The following is a 22,423-nucleotide window of genomic DNA, read 5'->3' as shown; positions in this document are numbered from 1 at the left end:
TACTGATCTCTTAAATTCAATTCAACTCGATCTGGAATGTTGCCCCTTTATCGCCCGCAAATACAATCGTGCCGTTGTTCGGCAGGTTTACGGTATTGCTGCCGCTGACGCGTTCGAAGTTCAAGCAGATCCCATGCTCATCATAGACGGCAAACGAACCATTGGATGGCACTGTTACCTTCATCGTCTTACCCGCCGCCGCTTCGGGAACGGAGAGCCATCTCGCAAATCCTTCTTCTTGAATGGTGAGGAAGGAACGCGATCCGGAATAAAGCGGTTTGACGGCTTCTTCGCGAACAAACAAGCTTCCGCCGATTTCTAAATACTCCAGCCCGCTCTGGCTGAAGAAATTATAATCCATCGTATCCCTTCCGCCCATGGCTGGAATTTGCAGCTCGCTGACCGCTCTGTTCGCATCGATCATTTTGCGGTTGAGCAAGTAATTCGGCGCCTCCGGGAATATCTCCACAGTCTGGACAGGCATCATTGCCAAATACAGAACAGAGGAATACTTCTCATTAACCGCGAAATATTTCTTCCCCTCCCTTTCCTTCCAAGCCGCTTGTGCCTCGGCCGGCAAGGAATGCGCCTCCAGCTTCTCTGCGGCATAATGAGATATCGCCGTCTGCCCTAAGCCAGGCAGCGTGGAATAGGCTCTGAGCCATAAATAGGTGCGCCCGTTCTTTTCACGAACAAAACTTGCCTTGGTTGTGCCATCCTCTTTGACAAAAGAACCATCCGCCGTATAGACATACTTCTCGACCGGATAATCCGGTATATTAAGTACGGATACAATCATTTCGCTATCTTCGGTGATGTCCACTTTCATTAGTGCGTTGCTCACTCCGTAGATGCCGGCATGCTCAGCAGCCTCTTTCGGCATGGCCGCCTTGACAGGGAGTCCATGCGATTTCTCCGGTTTCAGTTCAGGAATAACACCTTTTTCTTGAAGTGCGCTAAGGAGGATTTCATTGGCAAGCAATTGATCTGTCATGCTGCTCCCGCCTGATGAGACCACTGCGGCAGCCATATTATGCTCTGGAAGCACCACGAGGGAAGCATGGTACAGCATCGTGTCACCACCCTTGGACAGCGCCTGAATGCCATATTCGCTGAACGGGAACATATTTACCGTGTCCCAGCCAAGCCCGAACCCAAACGCCGAATCCGCTTCCTTAGGCCACAATCCTCTTCTAAATTCTTCCTGCTGCATCGCTTTGACCGATTTTTTACTGATGATCGAATCGACCTGACCCGTAAATATTTGCGAGAATTTTGCCAAGTCCTCTGCTGTAGAATAAATACCGCCCGAACCGATGACATTGACAGTTTCATTTGGCAGCCGCCCTGGATATACCGGAAAGTATAACGGTGCCGACTGGCTCGTTTTAACATGATCCTGCGGCGTTTTCGTATGCTTCATGTTTAATGGCTTTGTAAAGGCCGTGTGAATATAATCCGTGAAGCTGAGCCCGCTGACACGCTCAACTAAAATTTCAGCCAGCGTGAAGCCGTCATTGCAATATACCGAGAATGCGCCCGGGTCAGCTTTCAAATTCTGCTCGGCAAGCTGCGCCAATAACTGATCATGCGCGTAAGTGTCGTTATCCTCGAACAAGAACGTGTTGCTAAGGGCGCCCCCCTGCAGCCCGGAGGAGTGATTCAGCAGCATGCGCGGCGTGATTTGCTTATAGCGCGGGTCTTTCATTTTGAAATCCGTTATGTAGTTGACGACGGGAACGTCCAAATCTACCTTGCCCTCATCAACTAGCTTCATAACTGCAGCTGCGGCAAACATTTTGCTGGTGGACCCGATGCCATACATCGTCGTGGCAGATACCTCAGCCTTTCCCTTCCCCGCATCGTTGCTGGCTACCCCGGAAATTACGATGTCCCCCTGATCGATCAGCGCATACTGCACACTGTTTGTAGCATAGGATTCTACCAGCAGCTTGGCCTTCTTGGAAGCAGTATCTCTAGTAACCTTGTATTCCCGGCTGAAATGCTGTTTGGAGCTCTCATACTCTGTCCCAATCCCACTGTCTGCCGCCACACTTCCCATCGGCATGAGCAGGCTCGCAGCAAGCATAATCGATACGGCGATACGTCCTTTTTTGTTCATCTCTCTCCCTCTCAATCCTAGTTATAATGGCAAATCATAGATAATACGCCGAGAGTACCGGTTTCGTTCAACGGGCCAATAATATTCGTATGAAAATGTATGCGGAGACATTCCGATTCACTTACCAGGAACTCTATGTAAGCCTCCATCGCAAAAAAAAGAATCCGCATCCAATGCGGATTCTTCATATCCATTATAGTTGGTACGGTATAGCATGCTTACCTAGATAAGCCGCATTACAGAGCTCCGACCGCGCTTTGAAACTGCGCTTGATGCAAACGGCTGTACGGGCCGCGAGCTGCGAGCAGCTCCTCATGCGTTCCCTGCTCGGCAATGCCCTCCTCGTTGACGACGACGATGCGGTCAGCATTTTTGATCGTTGCCAGCCGGTGGGCGATTACAAGCGTTGTACGGCCTGCAGACAATTCGGCCAGTGATTGCTGAATGACCTGCTCCGTCTCCGTATCCAGCGCAGAGGTCGCTTCATCCAGAATGAGAATCGGCGGATTCTTGAGGAACATCCGCGCGATCGCGAGACGCTGCTTCTGTCCGCCGGACAGCTTCACGCCCCGTTCACCTATAACCGTCTCCATGCCGTCAGGCTGGGATCGGATAAATTCGTCCAGTCGGGCCCGGCGCGCCGCCACCCAGATCTCCTCTTCCGATGCATTCAGCTTGCCGTACAGTATATTTTCGCGAATAGTTCCTGTAAATAAATACACGTCCTGCTGCACGATCCCGATCTGATGGCGCAGCGACTGCATCTTGATGTCCCGAATGTCTACGCCGTCTATTGTAATCGCTCCTGATTGCACTTCATAGAAACGCGGCAGCAGGCTGCACAATGTCGTCTTGCCGGCACCAGAAGGTCCGACAAAGGCCACCGTCTCGCCTTGACGAATCGTCAGGTTAATATTGATTAGTACAGACGATTCGCTATCGTATCCGAAGGACACACCCTCATAGCGAATCTCCCTTCGCAGTTCGCTGATCTCCACGGCATCCGGCCTATCCGCAATATCCGGTTCGGTATCGAGCAGCTCGACATAGCGCTTAAAGCCTGCGAAGCCTTGCGGGTAGCTCTCGATGATCGCATTGATTTTCTCAATCGGCCGGAAGAAGACGTTCGTCAACAGCAGGAAGCCGACAAACTCGCCGTAGGACAACTGGCCGCGAATGACGAACCACGTACCGCAAACCATGACAAACAGCGTCACCAGGCGCATCATCATGTAACTGATGGCGCTGTTCTTGGCGATCAGCTTATAGGAGAACAATTTCGTCAGACGGAACCGGCCGTTATTCACTGCGAATCTTTCCTTCTCATGCTCTTCGTTCGCAAACGCCTGCACCACGCGAATACCGCCGACGTTATCTTCGACACGCGCGTTAAAGTCGCCGACGTCGGTGAAGAGCTGATGAATCGCCTTGGTCATTTTGCCGTTAAAATACACGACAAGCCAAATGATGACGGGAACGACAACAAAGGTGAGAACCGCCAGCTTCCAGTTAATCGTAAGCATGAGCGTGAAAGAGCCGGCCAGCGTCATGACGGCTATGAACAGATCCTCGGGTCCATGGTGAGCCATTTCGCCAATTTGCATCATGTCGTTCGTCAGTCTCGACATCAGATGCCCTGTCTTCGTGTTATCGAAAAAACGGAAGCTTAGTTTCTGAATATGATCAAACAGCTTTTTGCGCATATCCGTTTCGATATTTATCCCGAGCATATGCCCCCAGTAATTGACAATATACATCAGAACCGTATTTAACAGATATAATGCCAGCAATCCCAGCGATGCCCATACGATCAGATTCCATTCTTCATTGGGCAGTAAATCATCCACAAACCGGTTTACGACCAAAGGAAAACCCAGCTCCAGCAGGCCGGCGATCAAGGCGCAGCCGAAATCAAGCAGGAACAAGCCCTTATAGGGCCGGTAGTAAGCAAAAAAACGGCGAATCATCATACTCATTGGTTCATTCCAGCCCCTCTCTATTTTATTTTTTTCACAGCAGCTAGGCTGGAGATTCCGGAATGGCCGCCCCTCTCCCTCAAACCTGGAGGTGACGGCCAAATATTATTGCCATTGTAACCCACGTTGCTCGAAGCTACAATACACATTTGCGAAATCGCTATTGTACAAACTGAACGATTCTCATAGAAGCTGCTTTCACATGCTAGCTTGGCGCAGCTAGCCGTTTGCTGCTTGAACGAGCGCAAAGCGGACCGCACGACTGATCAAGGCGGGCAGCACCGAGATGTGGCTCTCCCCGGCAAACACGCAATATTCCACGCGCAGCTCAGATCCCTGCTCAGCCAGCTTCGCCAGTCGGTCAGCGAGCCCGCTCGCGTTCTCGACCATTCGGCTGGGATGTGACTGCTCCAGCTCCCCTGCTGTAATCAGCAAGCTTAGCTTTTTGGGCCTGCTTGAGCTATCCGCCTGCCCAGCTCCCTGCCCCATACGGGATACAAATCTCTGCTCCGCTTCAGCCATATAGGACTTGTTCCAATGAATCGAGGGACTGCCCGCAATATAGTTCTGAAATAAATGCGGATGACCGAACAGAGCCTGCAGCACGAACAAGCCGCCAAGGGAATGCCCCATTACAGCCTGTCTGCCGTCATCAATGGGAAATTGACGTTCCACCTCCGGCTTCAGATCCTGCTCGATGAAGGCAATGAACTCATTGACGCCGCCCAGCTCCGGCCACGGCTTGCCCCCCGGTCCCGGAATAATCTGATCAGGCTGCGTCGGCATCGTGTAATCATAGTAGCGCGCAGGATCAAATAGCGCATCGCCCGGATAGCCGATGCCGATCACAACGGCGGGAGACACACCGGTTTTCTTCTGTACACGGGATTGTGCACGGACAGCATCCACCGTAGTAGCAAATAGCGCATTTCCGTCTAGCAAATAGATGACCGGATAGCCGCCTGAAGGCGGCGCTTCCTCCGGCTTAAAGGCAAAAATGCGATAATCGCGGTTCGCTGCCGTTGAGCGCATATCCCAATACTGCGTATTCGGCAATGTAAATGACTGATTAATATTTTCCAACGAAACCACTCTCCTTCTTCATTGATCTAGAGCAACTCGCTAGCTGCTGCGGCAGAGTCGCATTCAGGCAATGCCCCGGCCTTTGGCTCTGTAGAGCAGAAAGATGAAATAGGGCACGCCAAGCAAGGCTATAACAACGCCTACCGGCAGTTCCGACGGAGCAAATGCCGTCCTGCCGATATAATCCGCCAGCATGACCAGCAGCGCCCCCACTATGCCGCAAACCGGCAGCATGTGCCGGTGCGCCTGGCCAACAAGGCGCCTTGCAATATGCGGGGCCATCAATCCGACAAAGCCGACCCCGCCCGAGACGGACACGCAGGCGCTGACAATGCCGATGCTGCACAGCAAGAGCAAGGCTTTTTCTTTTTCCGAGGCAATCCCCACGCTAATCACGCTGTCTTCATCCAGCTGGAACAAATCGAGCATGTACGACTTCCACACAATGAGCGGTCCGAGAAGCAGAAGCCAGGGAAGCATGGAAATGATATATTTCCAGTTGGCGTTATAAATGCTGCCCATATTCCAGACCGCGGCCATTTCAAAATCGCCAGGGTTCATTTTCAAAGTCAGGTACAGGGAAACGGCGCTTAAGCCCGAGCCGATCGCAATGCCGGTAAGCAGCAGCCGCTGCGGCTCCAGCCGGCCGTTTTTCCAAGAGAACATGTAAATCAGCATCGCAGCAATCAGCCCGCCTGCCAAGCCAAAAAGCGGCATCGCCAGAATAGACAGCCACCCGTCCCCTCGGATTTGTCCTTGATAGAAAAAGAGGAACATAACCATGGCCGCCCCTGCGCCAGAATTAATCCCCAAAATGCCGGGATCGGCCAATCCATTGCGGGTAATACTCTGAATGACGGCTCCAGCCAACCCTAGCCCAGCCCCGACAAGCAGCGCAATGACGATCCGCGGCAGCCGAAACTCAAAAATAACCAAATCGTGCTCCGGCTGGGGGTGAATGCGCAGCAGCGTCCGGACGACATCCCGGATTCCGATATCGAAGGTGCCGTTCGTCAGACTGATATACGCCGCCGCGAGAACCAGGGCAAGTCCAATCATAAACACCCCGGCAAAACGTGGATTCCTTGGTCTATACACGCTTCCCATCCCCCCTGGATCGAATTAAATAAAGGAAATAAGGAACACCAAGCAGGGACGTAACTACGCCAATCGGCATTTCATAGGGATAATTCAAAAAACGGCTAAGTACGTCGCAAAGTGCCAGAAACAGCGCTCCGACGATGCCGGAGCAGGGAATGATCCACCTGTAATTTACACCGGTCAGAAAACGGACGATATGAGGCACAATCAAACCGACAAACGCGATTTTGCCCGCAAGAGCTACCGAGATCCCCGTCAGAATGACGACGGTTAGCATGGTCGCGAATTTAATCAAATTCGTTTTTTGTCCGAGACTGAGGGCAATTTCTTCACCGAGGCTCAGTATGGTGATGGACTTGGACAGCCAGATGGCCAGCACAATGCCTATGACGGCAAACGGTACCGCCAGTTTGATCAGCTCCGGGTTCAATTGATGCAGCCGCGCATTGTACCAGAAACTGATATTCTGTGAAATTTGAAAATAAGCTGCAATCGCCGCGGATAAGCTGCTCAGAAACGTGCCGATGATCGTACCCAGAATCGCCATGCGTACCGGGGACAATCCGCCAGGGAGCAGCGAGGCAAGCCCAAAGACGATCACGATGCTGAGCGCCGAGCCGATGAACGAATACAGGATCATTTCCGACGAGGTAGAATCCGGCATAAATACCATGCAGAGCGTGATGGCAAATGCCGAACCGTCCGCGACGCCCATAATAGAAGGGGATGCAAGATAATTTCTTGTCATCCCCTGCATTAATGCCCCGGATATGGCGAGAAAAGCGCCAATGAGCAGTGCCCCAACAGCTCTAGGCACTCGGGAATGGATGATGATTTGATGATTCACATTCCCTGCATCGAAATGAAACAGCGCTTCTCGAATCGTGCCTATATCGATGTTCTTTGCGCCATATATCACGGATATCACAATCGTAAACACGATTAGAAACGGAGAGCTCCCTAGGATCAGGACAGCTGCAGAATGCCTTGCCCGCATACCCGTCTCCGTCACTTCGCTTCAGCCAATTTGCTGTTCTTGATGGCTTCGAGAAACGCAATTTTGCTGTAAGCCGTACCGCCTTGAGCGCTCGGATCAACCATGTTCACGAACAGATTGCCGTTTTTCACCGCATTGATGCTGCTCCAGATCGGGTTGCTCTGCAGTTCTTCCAGCGCTTTTGGCGAGTCCTTGTTCTCTGCCTCTGAGAATTGGACGAACAGGTAATCCGGATTCATCTCAGACAGCTTCTCCAGTGAAATCATTTGCTGCGCCTTCGCCTGCCTTACTTCCTCTGGTACATCCGCTCCCAGATCTTCGTAAAGCGATGGATTAAAGAAGACGTCCTCCGGGTAGATCATCATATTGCCGGCACGCAGCCGGATCATCAGCACACTTTTACCTTTAAGGGCTGGTTCGATTGTCTCCTTCAGTTCAGCGGCCTCTTGCTTGTACGATGCAAGCAATTGATCCGCTTGCTCTTCCTCGCCTGCAAGTTCGGCAAGCAGCTTCAAATTTGCTTCCCAGTCCGTAGAAATATGTGAGACAGGAATCGTCAGGCCGACCTTGCCCAGCTTCTCCAGCGTCTCAGCGGGAAACTTCGTACTGGCCAAAATAACGTCCGGCGCCAGCTTCAGAATCGTTTCGACGTTCGGCTGCGTCTTCTCCCCGATCGCGACTGCTCCTGCAGTTATTTCCGCAAATAACGGCTCGAAAGAACCTCCCATCGTCATCGCGCCCGCCGGTTTAACGTTGAGTACGAGAGCATCCTCCATCGACTCTACCGAACCGGTAATGACGATTTTCTCGACCTCGGCCGGCACTGTGTATTCCTGCCCCAAATATTTGATCGTTCTTGTCTCAGCCGGTGCATGCCCGTCCTTGTTCGCGGAATTGCCGGCAGATGAAGCGGAATTCTCCGTTTGCTGAAGGGTTGTACCCGCGTTAGCCGGCTTGACCTCTTCCTTGGCTCCACACGCGGATAAACCAAGCATCACCCCCAACGCTATAGCTAGAAACGTTGATTTCTTTAACATGTCTTGCTCTCCCCTCATCTTCGATCATCCTTGAGAATTGTATCTTTTTCATCGATAATCATTCTCAATTACAAATTATAGGCCGCCTTTTTCTAATGGAACATAGACTAAATCCAGAAGGTGTTTGGACGATTTCCATCTTGGTCCTGATACGATACAACAGCCAAGACAAGCAAAACAGGAGCTATCCCAATAGTGATATAGATGGCTGCCAGCTCCTATTCTTTAGCTCCTCTTATATAAGCTGTTTGGATATACTAACCTGTCGTACAGGTCTTCGTATAGATCGTATAGGTCGTAAAATAAATGGATCTCATGCATCTAATATGCTCAGAAACGAATGCTTATGGGGATTAGATGGGTTTTATACAGCTATTATCAGAGTCCATTCCATGATTGACAATTTTCCTTCTTCTAATGACATGAAATCCATTTATATTCACATTTCCTTCTTGACCGCAGAAACTAACTACTATAAATCCATTTAAATGGAATTGTCCAAAGCGGTGAGTATGAAATATACTTAAGATGAGCCGCCATGAAGCAAAAAGCGCCATTTCCGGGGCTGAGATAGCCCGAGAACTGGCGCTTTTGTTCGTAAAAATGAATTCATCTGTTCCCGCTATGAAAAAACTACTTTGGAACAGTAGCCATTCGTGTACCTCTCTTTTTCTACTTCAAAATACTATTTAATACATCATCGATAATTTTTCCGTTGGCAATCACACCCGTATAGAGCCAGCTCGATTCATTATCAAATTCGTATATCTGGCCGTGCTTCACCGCCGGTAGTCCGGCCCAGATCGGATCGGCGAGCAGTTCTTCCATCGGTACAGCGGAGCTGACTATGAAAATGTAGTCTGCATCCAGCTCAGCCAGCTTCTCCGCCGAGATTTGATTCCAGTTCGCCGTGGCCGAAGCGGAAATTTCCTGCACGACGGACGGCACCTTCATCCCGAGATCCCGATAGAGAACATCTCCGCTAGACAGCTTCTCATGAACGATGTAAGTGCTCTTGCCTAGAGGCCACAGGACTGCAGCCGATTTCTCGCCGATGGCGGCTTGCAGCTTCTCCTTGGCCTCATTCGCCTTCGCATCGTAATCCGCGAGAGCCATCTTGGCTTCCTCGGCCTTGTTTAGAACGTCTCCGACGGTAAGCAGCTCTTCCCGCCAGTCATTGTTCTGCTCTGTGCCTACGGAATATGTAGGAGCTATTTTTGAATATTGTTCATATTTATCTCCAGCTGCCATGTCGGCACTGTCCATAAGGATCAAGTCCGGCTGGAAGCTCATTACCGTTTCATAAGGAAGCTCGGACGGAATCGTCGGTACATCCTTCAATTCATATTGCAAATAATTCTGTACCGTCTTGCCTTCTGCTACAGACCATTGCGCGACTGGTTTGACGCCTAGGGCTACGAGATGGTCCTCCAAATAGGAAGCGATGATCCGTTCGGGATTCGCCGGTACCTTCATTTCATGGCCTAGTGAATCCGTAAGCACACGCTCTGCCGACTGGGATTCTTCGACTTGATTTCCTCCAGAAGCCGGGCTTGCGTTGCCGTTCGTACTAGCCGGGGCAGACCCGCCGGAACAGGCGCTCAACACCAGAACCAAGCTTAATATTCCTGCTGCAGCAGCATATTTAGGATTTCTGTTTCTCTTCATTCCTGAATCTCCTCACTGTATGACTGATAATGATAATTATTTTCAACAAAAATATTATAACCTGAATTAGCAGAAGATACAATCTAAATTAATTTTCTTCATACATGCGCGCAGGCCTGCCCGACTGTCCCGGTTTCTCCTCAAGGAATACCCGCTGCGCAGGATATGCAAGCTTGATTCCTTCCTCTTCTAGAATTTGCATGATGGTCAAGTTTATTTCCTGCCACACCGTCAAATACTCGGCCCAATCCGTCGTTTTCGTAAAAAAATACACAAAGATGCCCAGGCTGCTCTCATTGAAATCTCTAAACTCGACCATAATCGTCTTTTTATGAGCCTCATCGTGTTCGACCAGCATCTGATCGATTCTCGCCACAGCTGCCGCAAGCCGTTCCCGATCCGAGTCCAAGGCAACGCCAAGCGTAAACGATTCTCTTCTTCTCTCCATCTTGCGAAGTATTTCGTAAACAGCTTGCGAAATAACCAGAATATAAGCACGATTCCCAGCGCGACCAGCAGTTCAATCCAACTGATGCGTTCCGACAATTTAACAATCCAATCCATGATTTTCATCTGCCGACACCTCTGATCAAAAAAAGTAAAGACTGTATCAACCGTAATCCTTGGCTACAGATTCCTTGAGCGCCTCCACATAGGCTGTACCCAGCTTCGACAGCGGCATGTTCCGATGCGAAATCCAGCCTACATTAATTGACTCGTCACAATCCAGGGGCACCGGAATAATGTCGCGTCCGTTCAAATCGGCGCTCAGCACCCCCGTGGAAATCGTATAACCGTTAAGGCCGATCAGCAAATTAAACAACGTCGCTCTGTCGTTGACCCGGATCAGCTTCTTATGGGACAGCGTGCTTAGAATTTCCTCCGAGAAATGAAACGAGTTGAATTCGCCCTGGTCGAAGCAGAGGAACGGATAATCGTCGAGCTGATCAATAGTGACAACGGGCTGTTTCGCAAGAGGGTTCCTGGCGCTAATAAAAATATGCGGCCGCGCCACAAACAAGCTGGTAAATTGCAGCCCGGCATCGTCCAGCAGCCTGTTTATGACCTTAGCATTGAATTCATTCAGATACAGGATGCCGATTTCGCTGTACATATGCTTGACATCCTCGATCACTTCGTAGGTCTTCGTCTCTCGCAGCGCCAGCTCGTACTCGTCATGTCCATATTGATTTACGAGCTCCACAAAAGCACTGACCGCAAAAGCATAATGCTGAGCTGATACCGAGAAATGCTGGGGAGCCGGCTTCACATTCAAATAGCGGCTCTCCAGCAGCGCCGCTTGCTCGACGACCTGACGGGCATAGCTCAGGAATTCCGCACCGTCCTTCGTGAGTACAATGCCCTTATTCGTCCGTTCAAAAATCGTAATCTGCAGCTCCTCCTCCAAATCCTTGATCGCATTGGACAGGCTGGGCTGCGAAATGAACAAGCGCTTCGCGGCTTCGTTCATCGACCCGCGGGTAGCCACCTCAATCACGTATTTCAACTGCTGAAGGGTCATCCTTCACGCCTCCTTTACTGTGATGAATATTGCATCTTTGCAATAAACCGACCAGTCATCCTGGTCGGCTGTCGGCGTAATATTTAAGTGGCTGATACCATAGATCAAAAATGGTTCAATGTATAAATGCTAAGGCTAAGTCTGTATGACATCGTGTGGTTCGAAAGCGACGATCTGATTTCGTCCGCGCCTCTTCGCTTCATACAGGGAAGCATCCGCCTTAGCCACAAGCCCATCGAGACCGGAGGCATGCTCGGGATATGCAGCCACTCCCGCGGAGACCGTTACGATTTCTCCGCATGGACTCACCGTTCTTTCCATCTTCGATCTCAGTCTCTCCGCGACTTTGACTGCGTCCTGCTGCGCCGTGTCTGGCAGCAGGATGACGAACTCTTCTCCGCCATAGCGGCAGCAAATAGAATTCGGCCCTGCCGTTTCCGTCATCTGTATGGCCAGAAATTGCAGCACATGGTCTCCTGCCGCATGGCCGTAAGTATCGTTAACCCGTTTGAAATGATCGATATCCAGCAGGATCAGCGAGAATGGCTTCTCTTCCTCCAGCCACTTCTTCATATGCTCCTCCATTCCGCGGCGATTCGTCAATCTGGTCAGTGAATCAGTCCTCGATTGATGAATGGAATAATTGATGCGATTATGAAGAATCGCGAGGCTGTGAACAAGCGCCTTCTTTAACTGAATGACCTCGTAGTACCAAGCAGGAATTTTCGCGATATGCTTCTCCTGGTTTTTCTCCGTGCTATTCTCTGTATAATAAGCCAGCTTATGCAGCGGCTGCGCGATTTTATTGGACAGCCAGATGATGAATATGAGCGATACGAACAAGAACGGAAAGGAGGTAACGATCATCTTCTTCAGCATTTCCTTCGCAGGAGCCAGTGTTACCTCCGTATCCCGCTGCGATACCACGCCCCAGTCGGCCGTAGGAATATAACTGTATCCTGCCAGCATGTCCTTCTTCTTCGTGTCAATGACCCGCTCGGCCCCCCGCTCCCCATTCATCAGCTTCCGAACGACCGGATTCTCGTCCACGACTTCATTAACGCGGCTTTGATCCTGATGATATATGATACGTCCGTCCTGATCTACTACGTAAACATACGAGCCGTCTTTGTAGAAATGCTCTCCCAGAATTTCATTGAGAATGTTCATTTCCTTCAAATAAAGCGTCCCGCCAACCAGACCCGAATAATTATACTGCTCATCGAAAATTGGATATGAGATAAAAATAATCAGTCGTCCCGTAATCCCCGTGTAGGGTTTCGAAATGAGCGGCCTTCTCTCTTCAAGCGCTTCCTTGCTGGCAGGTGAAGTCAATATTCTACCTTTAAGATCAAGCGAATGCGGATATGTAGCCAATATTTTCCCGCTGGGATCAGTAATCGCCACGGAATTGAAAATATTCGTTTGCATTTTCAAACGATTCGCTTCCTTCAGAAGAGACGCCTCGTCATCCATGACCGTCGAGATTTCCGCCGCGCTAACGCTCAAAGTCTGCAATGTCGTATAAAGGAAGCCATCCGTCGCTTGCGCCAGCTTCTCCGCATACATCCGGTTCGTCTCCAGCGTGTTGGCAATCAGCGTCTGCTTGTTGGTGTCGTATCCGCTCAGCAAGCTGCTTATCAGCGTTAAACTGAAAGATAATAGAGCCACACAAACAATCAAATACCGCAGCGACAGTTTCATTCTTTTCATTTACGAGTCTCCCATTTCAACTGATGTAGGCTAATCCGTTGCATTCTATCATATTTACAAGTGGTTTTAAACAATGATTTTAGATAGGTCGCTGCCGCACGATATTATGATTTATTTGTTCTCTTGCAGCTTGTGAAAGTGCAGCAAAATTATGCCGGAGAACGCGCGTTGTTGATTTTGCCGATTGTCCCCGATGTTGAAGATCGGTTCGCCAAAAGCGATTTCCGTACCTACGATGAGGGGGATATACTGTGACCATCCATAGTATGATATACGACAGCAACGTCGGAAAGTCCAGCCCTAGAATGTTGAAGCCGCCGCCCAGTACATGTTATCAAGAAATATTCTGGTGTGACTAGAAAAAAGTAGGAACCCCTGAATCGGCGAGAGGTTCCTACTTTTTGTTTACCTGACCTTGAAAATAGCTACTGACTGATTCAGTTCCTCAGCCAGTTCGGCCAGGGATTGTGCCGTAGAAGCTGTTTCTTCACTGCTCGCGGCCGATTCTTCCGTAGCGGCGGAAATACTCTCAATCGAGGAGAGCACATCCGAGGATTGTGCAGCCTGCTCCTCGCTGGCGGCTGCAATCTCGGCGACTTTCTGTGCCGAATCATTGACCATGGCCATAATATGCTCAAAAGCTTCGCCTGTCTGCTGTGTGGATCTCACGCCCTCTTCGACCGCGCGGACGCTATGCTTCGTATTTTGCTGCATGCCTTTAATAATCGCAGTAATCTGTTTGGTTGCTTCGCTGCTTCGCTCGGCCAGCTTCCGGACTTCGTCCGCAACGACCGCAAATCCTCGTCCTTGGTCTCCCGCACGGGCCGCTTCAATCGCCGCATTCAGCGCGAGCAAATTCGTTTGATCGGCAATGTCGTCGATCACCTCAATAATTTCCCCGATTCGGTTAGAATCCTCCTCGAGCAAAGCCATCTGCTCATTGACCTGGTTCATTCCCGAGATCGACGAACGAACCACCTCGCCACCGTTCTGGGCAATCCTCAACGTTTGATTCGACAACTCCGATGCCTCCTCTGCACTGTGGGCTACGGAAGTAATCGCGAGGGACAACTCACGGAAAAGCTCATTCATCACTTGAGCATCGTTCGCTTGACTCGTGCTGCTGCTGGCAATTTCCTCCGTACTTGCGGAAATTTGCTCTGCGGCGGCGGAGACGTTCTCCGCCAAGCCTAGAATGCTGCTTACGGTTTCGCGAAGGCTAAGCACCATATTATTGATCGATGCGGCCACTTGCCCAACCTCATCCTTCGTATCGATATTTTCCGTCTCTGTTAAGTCGCCATGAGCGACTTTTTCCACCAGCCCGACAACACGATTTAACGGACGGGCGATCACTTGGGATATCAAATAACCGAAAGCAATACTGAGCAGCATGGCGATAATAATAATGACAAGCGTAACCGTCCGTGACGAAGCATAAAGCACATCCGTATCAATGCTAGATTGCTCTGCTCTATTTACGTTTAACGTCGCAAGACTTGTTAAATAATTGTTGAAGTCTTCACGGATATCCTCGTAATCTCCGTGAAGGTAGTCAAGAAATTGCTCATTTTTACCTTCCATTGTTAATTGAACCGCTTCATCGTAAGCGCGCTGAAAGTTTTGCCATGAGAGCTGAACGTTTTTGTACAGCTCTTCATGCTCTATTGTGTTAAAGCTTCTTGTTCCATATTCCACAATCCGGTCATCAATATCTTTTTTAAATCCATCCAATTTGACCAAATACTTATCTTTATCTTGCTGCGACTCGCTCATATGCAAGTTCAGCAAATCCGCTCTCATTTGCTGGTAGGTGATTTGGGCATTCATTACGTTCGTAATCGGCAATAAGCGATTGTCATACATCTCATTTATACTATTATTCAGCTTATCCATGTTGTTTAAGCCATAGAAGCCTACAAAGGTAACGATGATCGCTAAAACAATAAAAGAACTGATCAGCTTGACTGACGTCTTTAGATTATAAAACCACTTCATTAGGGCCACCTCATTCGATATTTTACAGTTAATTTTGCTGTGATGATGAATATTAAATATACGAATAACCGCCGTTAACATCCGTAAGCAGAGTTTGTATGTCAAGCAGCACAATTAGGGAATCCTGCTGCTGAAACATCCCTTTTAGCCAAGCCTGCTGCGCCATATGCGGCGGGAAGTTGATTCCTTCTTTAGGGAGGAACATGACCTTTTTTACTTCGTCAACGACAATGCCGATATTCTGGTTTGCTTCCTCGGTATGTATAATAATGATGCGGGTTTTCGAATCCAACTCCTTTTCTGCCTCTGAAAATATGGTATGGAGACTTATTATGGGGATCAGTTTTTCTCTCAGCTGGATCATGCCTAGAAATTCCCGGCGCGAATTCGGAATCCAATTCACCGTTTGCATCCGGATAATTTCTGATACTTCTAGGACAGGAATCCCGTAATCATTGCCGTTGATGGCAAAAACAACGTATTGTTCACTCGTCTGGCTCATTTCATCCCCCCTTCCTAAGACAAAAAACCTCCCTAAATAACGGAGGATTCCCTCGATTTCGGCAACTGGCTGGCATAATGTCATTGATTCGGTGACAAAGTAGCCCCTGTAGCTTTGCGTCCTTGCCTTTCGGCAAGTTTGCCCTTCTATTCAGTGGTCACTTCAAAGCTTCGAACAATACACTGTTCGACAATTTAATACAATTTTCAACTTTATTCGACTAAATACTACTTCTCGATTATAGTTCACAAGTACTTATTTGACAATAGTCGTTCGCACCAATATGGGTGAATAAATCTATTAAAATAGGCTTTAAGACCCAATAACATGTCATTCCTATACGCCTGTTCATATTTATGTTCTACTGAAGAACTATCCGCCGAGATTCAGTAAGTATCAGACAAAATGAAAAAGCAAAAGTCCTTAATGCAGAACTTTTGCTTTTGCTTACATGATTCACGATTTGAACATATTGACATGAATCTTAACCACAAGCTTGCGAATGGCCGCCGGCTGCTCAGCCATGCCTGGTCTATGAATATCATGCGGAAAAAATACGGCGAACATTCCAGGCTTCATCGCTAATTTCACTTCTTCATCTGAAGGCTGATACAGCGCATAGTCCCCTTCCTCATCATACGCCTGCACAGGTTGTTCTCCCTCGACTGCAGGCGACCATCCGATAATCTCCTCGCCTTCGATCAGATAATGCACATCGATATAGGCTTCATGCTTCTCCGCTGCCTGCTCTGCAAACGACTTTGCTTCCAGTTCCATAACCGAAGCATACATTTCATTGCCCCGAATCTCGACCCGCCCAGGAGACGGCAGATCGCGAATGATGCTTTGGATCGCTTCAACCGCCTCTGCAATTGCTTGATGCTCAAATTTTTGGTCTTCCTTCCAGGTTGCCAGTGAGCCTAAAATCATATCCGCATCTCCCCATAATTAATGATAAATGAGCTTTGACTATAGTAGCTTCTCGCTGACTGCCGCTGCGGTATTCTCCTTGTTGGCAACCGATTGTTCCTTCGATCTCTTGAAATATTCGGTATATAGCACGTCCAGCAAATAGAGCTGGGAAATTTTCGCCGATAAGGATCCTCCCTGCAGCGGACCTTCATTGGCTCCGCACAGCAGCGTAAGGTCCGAATACGAAGTTAGCGGTGACTTGACGAACCGTGTAATCGATATTACCGTTGCGCCGCGCTCCTTTGCCTTCTTGGCCACTTCAATATTGTCCTTGGTTGAACCTGAATACGAAATGATCACAGCTACATCCCGCTCGGACATGAGAGCCGCCGACATCATCTGCAGATGTGAATCAAAAGTGCACTCCGCCTTATTTGTGATCCGCATGAACTTGACTTTGGCCTCCATGGCCGTGATCAGTGACGAGCCCACGCCAAAGAACAATATCCGGTCGGCTTCGATCAAATAATCGATGGCCTGATCGATCTTCTCGATATTCAGTAGATTAAAAGTCTCATTCAAAGCGCTGATATTGGAAGACAGCACCTTCGATGCGACCTGGTCAATCGTATCATCCATAAGCACCTGGTCGGTCAGCTGCGGAATTTCATTGTCCACGGTAATGCTGTGAGCCAGGGCGATTTTGAATTCCTGATACCCCTTATAGCTTAGTGATTTACAGAAGCGAAATATGCTGGATTCCCCAACATTACAGGCATCCGCTAAATCCGTGATCGACATGTAAACCACGCTTGCAGCATTCTCCAGCACATAGTCGGCTACTTTCTTTTCCGTGTTCGTTAAATTGTTATACTTGGAATGAATCGAAGTAAAAATACTTAATGGCCGCAATGTCTCTCCCCCTATCGAAAAAATAGTGATGCCGCTCCAAGAACGCCCGCTTTATTCCCTAGGGAGGCTTTCAGAATTTTCACATCACGATAGCTTTCCATAACCGTTGCTTTCGTTCTGGCTTCCACAAGCCGAACCAACTCGTCCTGCTCCATAACGCCACCCCCAACTATAACGGCAGAGGGATTAAAGATATGAATGATTGAGGCTAAGCCGTAGGCAACTTCATCCACCCATGCATGCATAACTTGCTCCAGCCGACTGTTCCCCTGTTTGATCTTCTCGAACAATATTCTGCCGTTCGTACAGTCAGGGTCAACCTTCCCAGCCATTTGCACCAAAGCTGTCGTCGAGGCATATTTCTCGTAAAAAAGGGGCTGCGCCACATTGCGGCTATTGGCTCCCGCATGCGTCACGATATGGCCAAATTCAGCTGCCACGCCCTTTGCCCCTTTATAAACCCGACGGTCGATGACGATAGCCCCTCCGATCCCCGTGCCATAGGTCAAACATAGAAAATCGGATAAGTGCCGGGCAGCGCCGAAAAATGCTTCTCCAAGCGCAGCCGCATTCACGTCATTTTCAACCTTTACAGGTTTATGAAACCTTTCCTCAAGCATGTTCTTTATTCTCATACCGGTGTAATCAGGTATATTTTCGTTAGCATAGACGATAAATCCTGCTTCCGAATCAACTTGTCCTGCCGTACTGATGGCAATCGCATCAAAATTGTCATATTCCGCGAGCTTGTCCATCAATCGACTCATCACATGAGGGCCGCCTTGGCGGCTCTCCGTGGCGTACTCCTGGAATTGCTCCAGTTTTCCCTGCTCATCGCAGATGCAGAGCTTTGTATTCGTTCCGCCAATATCCGCGGCTAATATTCTCATTTTATCACTGCTTTCACAAACCGCTGCGTGATTTCCATCGGCCGGGTGATGGCAGAGCCGACAACCGCCGAAAATACGCCAAGGTCGTACATTTTCTTCAATTCTTCCGGTGTAGAAATACCGCCTTCCGAAATAACGGGAACCGATAGACGGCTCACAAGCCGCTCCACTAATTGAAAGTCAGGTAAAGCAGTGCCTCTAGTAGCATCGGTATATCCGCTCAAGGTTGTTCCTACCAAATCAAATCCCAGTTCCTCAGCCATGACGCCTTCCTCGAACGTTGAACAGTCTGCCATAAACAACTGATCCTTGTACATCTCTCTAATACGCGGGAACAACTCGGAAATCGTCGTCCCATCGGGACGGATTCGGTCAGTTGCGTCCATCGCGATAATATCTACGCCTTCATTGTACAGAGCCTCAACTTCCTTTAATGTCGGTGTAATGAACACATCCGAACCTTCGTATACCTGTTTGATAATGCCGATGATCGGCAATTGAACTGTTTTCTTGATTTCTCTAATATCTTCCACGCTGTTCGCGCGAATGCCGGCTGCTCCGCCCAAATAGGCGGCATATGCCATTCTCCCCATAATAAAGGGGCTATGGAGAGGCTCTTCAGGCAGCGCCTGGCAGGATACGACTAATTTATGATGGATCTCTTTTAGCACTTTATGATCTGTATTCATCTGTAAACCACTCCACGTTTTTATATGTTATTACTCTTTCACTGCCCCGGCCGTAATGCCTGATGTAAAGTAGCGTTGGAACATTACAAAAATGATCAGCATCGGAATGGCTGCTACGGTCGCTCCGGCCATTTTGTAAGCAAAGTTAGGGTTGAGATCCTGCATCAGGGTCGCGGTACCGACCATCAGCGTTTTCATCAATTTCTCCTGGCCAACGACCAATTGCCACAAATAGTCGTTCCAGACCTGGACGAAATTAAGGATGAACAATGCTCCAATGCCCGGTTTAACGATCGGCAGCATGATTCTCGTAAATGTTCGCCATTCGCTGGCTCCGTCGATTCTCGCCGCTTCCCTGAGCGCATTCGGTGTCGTATCGAAGAACCCTTTCAATAAAAATACCCCAAATGCCCCTGCTACGTTGGGCCAAATCATTCCGCCGTAAGCGTTCACCATATGGAAATTCTGAACGATGCGGAAGAGCGGTACAATCATGATTTCTTTCGGAATCATCAAGCTTGAGACAAAAATGATATAAATGAGATTACTGAATTTAAAATTGATTTTCGAGAAAGCGTACGCTGCCATCGAACCGATGACAATGACCAGAATGGTTGTAACGCCAGACACGTAAATACTGTTGAACGTCCACCGCAAAGCGGGCTGGTTTTGAAATATATCGACATAATTGGAGAAAGTAATCGTCTTTGGCCACCAGTCTGGCGGCATCTTGACGACGTCCGAGCTGTTTTTTAAAGAGCTTGTAAATAACCAATATAGCGGAAACAGGTTTAAAACAGCGAAGAGGGTAATGATCGCGTTTGAAACGATATCGAACCTTTCCATTTTTTTCTTGTTCTTGATTTGTGACATTGAGCTTATCCCCCTCACTTCTCCTGAAGCATGCTTTTCAATTGAGGTACTGAGAGCAGCAGCGTGATGATGAACATAATCACCCCAACCGCAGAAGCAACTCCGAGCTGATTATATTTAAATGCGTTGTTGTACAGGTAATACATCAGAGTCACGGAGGCATTGTTAGGGCCGCCGCCAGTCAATAACTGGATGACGACGAATATTTTTAGAACAGCAATGATGTTAATGATCGTAATGTACACGGTCGTCGGTTTGACGGATGGAATCAATATTTTAAGGATGACCTGCCATCTGCTGGCTCCATCCACTTCTGCCGCTTCGAATAGATCTTTGGGTACGCCGATCATCGCTGCAATATACAGGATGATTGCTTGACCGACGTTGGTCGCAAAGGTGACGAAAATAATGACGGGCATAACCGTCTTGGGATTACCGAGAAGGTTCACTGTGCCTAGCCCCATATCGCGGGCAAAATACGAAATCAATCCATTTGCCGGATTAAGCAAAAAGCTCCAAACCATACTCATGACAACCATAGAAACCATGACAGGAATATAATAGCTTCCCCGGATGAATGAGACATATCTGGCGTTCTTATCAAAGATTGCCGATGCTACGAATAAAGCAAAACCAACCGTAAGGATGACGATAAATACGACAAATATGACGGTGTTAAATAAGGCCTTGAAGAAGACCGGATCACTAATCAGGGTCAGGTAATTATCGAAGCCGACAAACGTCTCGCTCTGATAGTTGATCCGGTACATGCTCAGCCTGATGCCTTCAATGATCGGATATACAAGGAAGAGCAAGAAAACCAGCATCTGAGGTAAAATAAACAAATAACCAGTCATATTCTCTTTGGCATAAATATTTCTTCGTAGTTTCATATCCATTTTACCTTTCTAATTAGCAGCCCTGAGCCCAGCAATTTCTGAAGCTCAAGGCTGTTAATCGTGTAATGTTGATCAGCCGGCAGACTATTTATTGTAGATGACAGAGCCGGCTTTATTCTGCTCAATCACCTTGTTGCCATTCGTTTGATAATCCTTCACCATTTGCTCAGGTGTTTTTTGTCCCAGGTATAGCGCTTGAAGCTCAGGATACAGCACTTCTCTCAGCTGGCTGTAACCGGGAACGTTGCCCGTAAAATTGAACAGGTATTTGGAGTTGGCATCATATGCCGCGAAGAGCGGATTCTCGCCTTTCAGTTCCTCGGCAACGGAGCTTCTTACAGGAATGCCGTTCTTCGAGGACTTCACCAATTCAGGATCTGTAGAGAAGAATTTAACGAAATCCTTGGCTACTTCTACTTTCTTCGCATTGCCGGATTGGAACACACTGGCGCCAACAACATACGTAAAGGACAGCGGATCTCCGCTTTCAGACGGAATATTGGCTAGGCGTACGTCAAATTTCGGCGATGTGCCATTCTCCATATTCGTCTTCATGTTGCTAAAGAGGATCGGGTTGGTAAAGCTAATGCCCAGCTGCTGATTTTGGAACATGGCATTGGCATCGTTTGAAGATACAGATTCAGCCCCAGGGTTTGTGTAACCGCTGTCATAAAGCTTTTTGAGCCAAGCCGCAGCCTTAGCGCCGTTCGCATCATCCAATACAATGTTGCCTTCGCTGCTGAAGAACTTGTTGCCGAACATTCTCAGGTAAGCCAGATTCCAAGTATCGCCTTGGTTATTCACGGCATACAGTGCCATTGGATAAGCATTCGCATATTTGTCTTTAGGCAGGTTATTCTTCAATCCGTCCAGGATTTGTTGGTACTCGTCCATGGTCCAGGTTTTGATTTCGTTCTCATCGCCAACGAATTTCTCTAAGCCGGCTGCTCTGAACATATCGGCATTGTAGACAAGCGTGCCGGGATTATGCTGGAATGGATAGAAATATACATCTTTTCCGAAAGTAACTGCATCCCAGAAGCTCTGGTCGATGTCCTTTTTAGCCTCATCGTCAACGATGTCTGTTAGCGGAACAAGCGCGCCGCGGTGAACATAGTCGCCCATTGGGAAGACGCTTTCAAAAAACACATCCGGAGGCGTGTTGCTGCTGAGGTTAACGTTGAGAAGCTGGTCGCGCTGATCTCCCGCAATCACTTCCACTTTAACGCTGGCGTCGTATTTATCGTATTGCGTTGCGAATTTCTTAGCCGCATATTTCAAGAAGCTGTCATAGTCAGCGCCTTGCTCCGATGCATCCAGGACGCCCTTCCATTGCGGCGTCAGCCATGCCGTAATTTCGACTTTTTCTTTGCCGCCCTTGCCTGCGTTGGATGATGCCGCACCATTGCCGGCTGTATTGTTTCCAGAGCATCCCGCAATCATCGAAACAATAACCATAAGTGCCACCGTTGTCATTAACAGACGCTTTTTAAACATTTGTAAGCCTCCTTAAGTAATAAAGATCCATC

The 22,423-nt window shown here is 48.6% G+C and carries 20 protein-coding genes and 1 riboswitch; of the genes, 1 reads left to right on the top strand and 19 read right to left on the bottom strand.

Features of this window, described 5'->3' with window-relative positions; all coding sequences use genetic code 11:
- Nucleotides 1–16: 16 nt before the first annotated feature.
- The 10 genes from QNH46_RS12125 to QNH46_RS12080 form a co-directional block, all read right to left on the bottom strand.
- Nucleotides 17–2,122, bottom strand: a complete 2,106-nt coding sequence (locus QNH46_RS12125) for a serine hydrolase domain-containing protein (protein ID WP_283924541.1) — start codon at nucleotides 2,120–2,122, stop codon at nucleotides 17–19.
- A 236-nt stretch (nucleotides 2,123–2,358) separates the two neighbouring features.
- On the bottom strand, nucleotides 2,359–4,089 hold the full coding sequence (locus tag QNH46_RS12120; protein ID WP_283928419.1) for an ABC transporter ATP-binding protein: 1,731 nt from the start codon (nucleotides 4,087–4,089) through the stop codon (nucleotides 2,359–2,361).
- A 228-nt stretch (nucleotides 4,090–4,317) separates the two neighbouring features.
- Nucleotides 4,318–5,130, bottom strand: a complete 813-nt coding sequence (locus QNH46_RS12115) for an alpha/beta hydrolase (protein WP_283928418.1) — start codon at nucleotides 5,128–5,130, stop codon at nucleotides 4,318–4,320.
- 114 nt (nucleotides 5,131–5,244) lie between these two features.
- Complete coding sequence (locus QNH46_RS12110; RefSeq protein ID WP_430691824.1) at nucleotides 5,245–6,279, bottom strand: FecCD family ABC transporter permease; 1,035 nt, start codon at nucleotides 6,277–6,279, stop codon at nucleotides 5,245–5,247.
- Nucleotides 6,272–7,279 carry a FecCD family ABC transporter permease gene (locus QNH46_RS12105; RefSeq protein ID WP_283928416.1) on the bottom strand — a complete coding sequence of 336 codons (1,008 nt, stop codon included), beginning with the start codon at nucleotides 7,277–7,279 and terminating at the stop codon, nucleotides 6,272–6,274. Before QNH46_RS12105 ends, QNH46_RS12110 begins: the two co-directional genes overlap by 8 nt.
- A gap of 11 nt (nucleotides 7,280–7,290) precedes the next feature.
- The gene (locus QNH46_RS12100; protein ID WP_283924540.1) at nucleotides 7,291–8,316 is read right to left on the bottom strand and encodes an ABC transporter substrate-binding protein; all 1,026 of its coding nucleotides are present in this window, start codon (nucleotides 8,314–8,316) and stop codon (nucleotides 7,291–7,293) included.
- Between the two features lie 672 nt (nucleotides 8,317–8,988).
- Entirely contained in the window at nucleotides 8,989–9,984 is a 996-nt protein-coding gene (locus tag QNH46_RS12095; RefSeq protein WP_283928301.1) for an iron-hydroxamate ABC transporter substrate-binding protein, read from the bottom strand.
- A gap of 88 nt (nucleotides 9,985–10,072) precedes the next feature.
- Nucleotides 10,073–10,432 carry a mechanosensitive ion channel family protein gene (locus QNH46_RS12090; protein WP_283928300.1) on the bottom strand — a complete coding sequence of 120 codons (360 nt, stop codon included), beginning with the start codon at nucleotides 10,430–10,432 and terminating at the stop codon, nucleotides 10,073–10,075.
- Between the two features lie 162 nt (nucleotides 10,433–10,594).
- Nucleotides 10,595–11,506, bottom strand: coding sequence for a LysR family transcriptional regulator (locus QNH46_RS12085; protein ID WP_283928299.1), 912 nt, complete (start codon nucleotides 11,504–11,506; stop codon nucleotides 10,595–10,597).
- A gap of 135 nt (nucleotides 11,507–11,641) precedes the next feature.
- Nucleotides 11,642–13,219 carry a sensor domain-containing diguanylate cyclase gene (locus tag QNH46_RS12080; RefSeq protein WP_283928298.1) on the bottom strand — a complete coding sequence of 526 codons (1,578 nt, stop codon included), beginning with the start codon at nucleotides 13,217–13,219 and terminating at the stop codon, nucleotides 11,642–11,644.
- A gap of 123 nt (nucleotides 13,220–13,342) precedes the next feature.
- Between QNH46_RS12080 and QNH46_RS12075 the strand changes: the two genes are divergently transcribed.
- On the top strand, nucleotides 13,343–13,474 hold the full coding sequence (locus QNH46_RS12075; protein ID WP_283928297.1) for a hypothetical protein: 132 nt from the start codon (nucleotides 13,343–13,345) through the stop codon (nucleotides 13,472–13,474).
- A 150-nt stretch (nucleotides 13,475–13,624) separates the two neighbouring features.
- On the opposite strand, the gene QNH46_RS12070 is transcribed toward QNH46_RS12075, so the two are convergent.
- The 9 genes from QNH46_RS12070 to QNH46_RS12030 all read right to left on the bottom strand — a co-directional run bounded on the left by QNH46_RS12070 (nucleotide 13,625) and on the right by QNH46_RS12030 (nucleotide 22,391).
- Entirely contained in the window at nucleotides 13,625–15,217 is a 1,593-nt protein-coding gene (locus QNH46_RS12070; RefSeq protein ID WP_283928296.1) for a methyl-accepting chemotaxis protein, read from the bottom strand.
- 52 nt (nucleotides 15,218–15,269) lie between these two features.
- Nucleotides 15,270–15,719 (bottom strand): chemotaxis protein CheW, encoded by a 450-nt coding sequence (locus QNH46_RS12065; RefSeq protein WP_283928295.1) that lies wholly within the window; start codon nucleotides 15,717–15,719, stop codon nucleotides 15,270–15,272.
- 57 nt (nucleotides 15,720–15,776) lie between these two features.
- Nucleotides 15,777–15,872, bottom strand: a riboswitch (cyclic di-GMP riboswitch).
- 303 nt (nucleotides 15,873–16,175) lie between these two features.
- The gene (locus QNH46_RS12060; RefSeq protein WP_283928294.1) at nucleotides 16,176–16,649 is read right to left on the bottom strand and encodes a NanQ anomerase/TabA/YiaL family protein; all 474 of its coding nucleotides are present in this window, start codon (nucleotides 16,647–16,649) and stop codon (nucleotides 16,176–16,178) included.
- Between the two features lie 39 nt (nucleotides 16,650–16,688).
- Nucleotides 16,689–17,543 (bottom strand): MurR/RpiR family transcriptional regulator, encoded by an 855-nt coding sequence (locus QNH46_RS12055; protein WP_283928293.1) that lies wholly within the window; start codon nucleotides 17,541–17,543, stop codon nucleotides 16,689–16,691.
- Nucleotides 17,544–17,554: 11 nt separating this feature from the next.
- Nucleotides 17,555–18,433, bottom strand: coding sequence for an ROK family protein (locus QNH46_RS12050; RefSeq protein WP_283928292.1), 879 nt, complete (start codon nucleotides 18,431–18,433; stop codon nucleotides 17,555–17,557).
- Nucleotides 18,430–19,122 carry an N-acetylmannosamine-6-phosphate 2-epimerase gene (locus QNH46_RS12045; RefSeq protein ID WP_283928291.1) on the bottom strand — a complete coding sequence of 231 codons (693 nt, stop codon included), beginning with the start codon at nucleotides 19,120–19,122 and terminating at the stop codon, nucleotides 18,430–18,432. Before QNH46_RS12045 ends, QNH46_RS12050 begins: the two co-directional genes overlap by 4 nt.
- Nucleotides 19,123–19,152: 30 nt before the next feature.
- Nucleotides 19,153–19,995: a carbohydrate ABC transporter permease gene (locus QNH46_RS12040; RefSeq protein WP_283928290.1), complete on the bottom strand. Its 843-nt coding sequence runs from the start codon at nucleotides 19,993–19,995 to the stop codon at nucleotides 19,153–19,155.
- A gap of 14 nt (nucleotides 19,996–20,009) precedes the next feature.
- Nucleotides 20,010–20,888: a carbohydrate ABC transporter permease gene (locus tag QNH46_RS12035; RefSeq protein WP_283928289.1), complete on the bottom strand. Its 879-nt coding sequence runs from the start codon at nucleotides 20,886–20,888 to the stop codon at nucleotides 20,010–20,012.
- Nucleotides 20,889–20,978: 90 nt separating this feature from the next.
- Nucleotides 20,979–22,391: an ABC transporter substrate-binding protein gene (locus QNH46_RS12030; protein ID WP_283928288.1), complete on the bottom strand. Its 1,413-nt coding sequence runs from the start codon at nucleotides 22,389–22,391 to the stop codon at nucleotides 20,979–20,981.
- Nucleotides 22,392–22,423: the final 32 nt, after the last annotated feature.

This window comes from Paenibacillus woosongensis (assembly GCF_030122845.1).
In the GTDB taxonomy this organism is placed as follows: Bacteria; Bacillota; Bacilli; order Paenibacillales; family Paenibacillaceae; genus Fontibacillus; species Fontibacillus woosongensis_A.
This window is presented reverse-complemented; position numbering and strand designations above follow the sequence as displayed.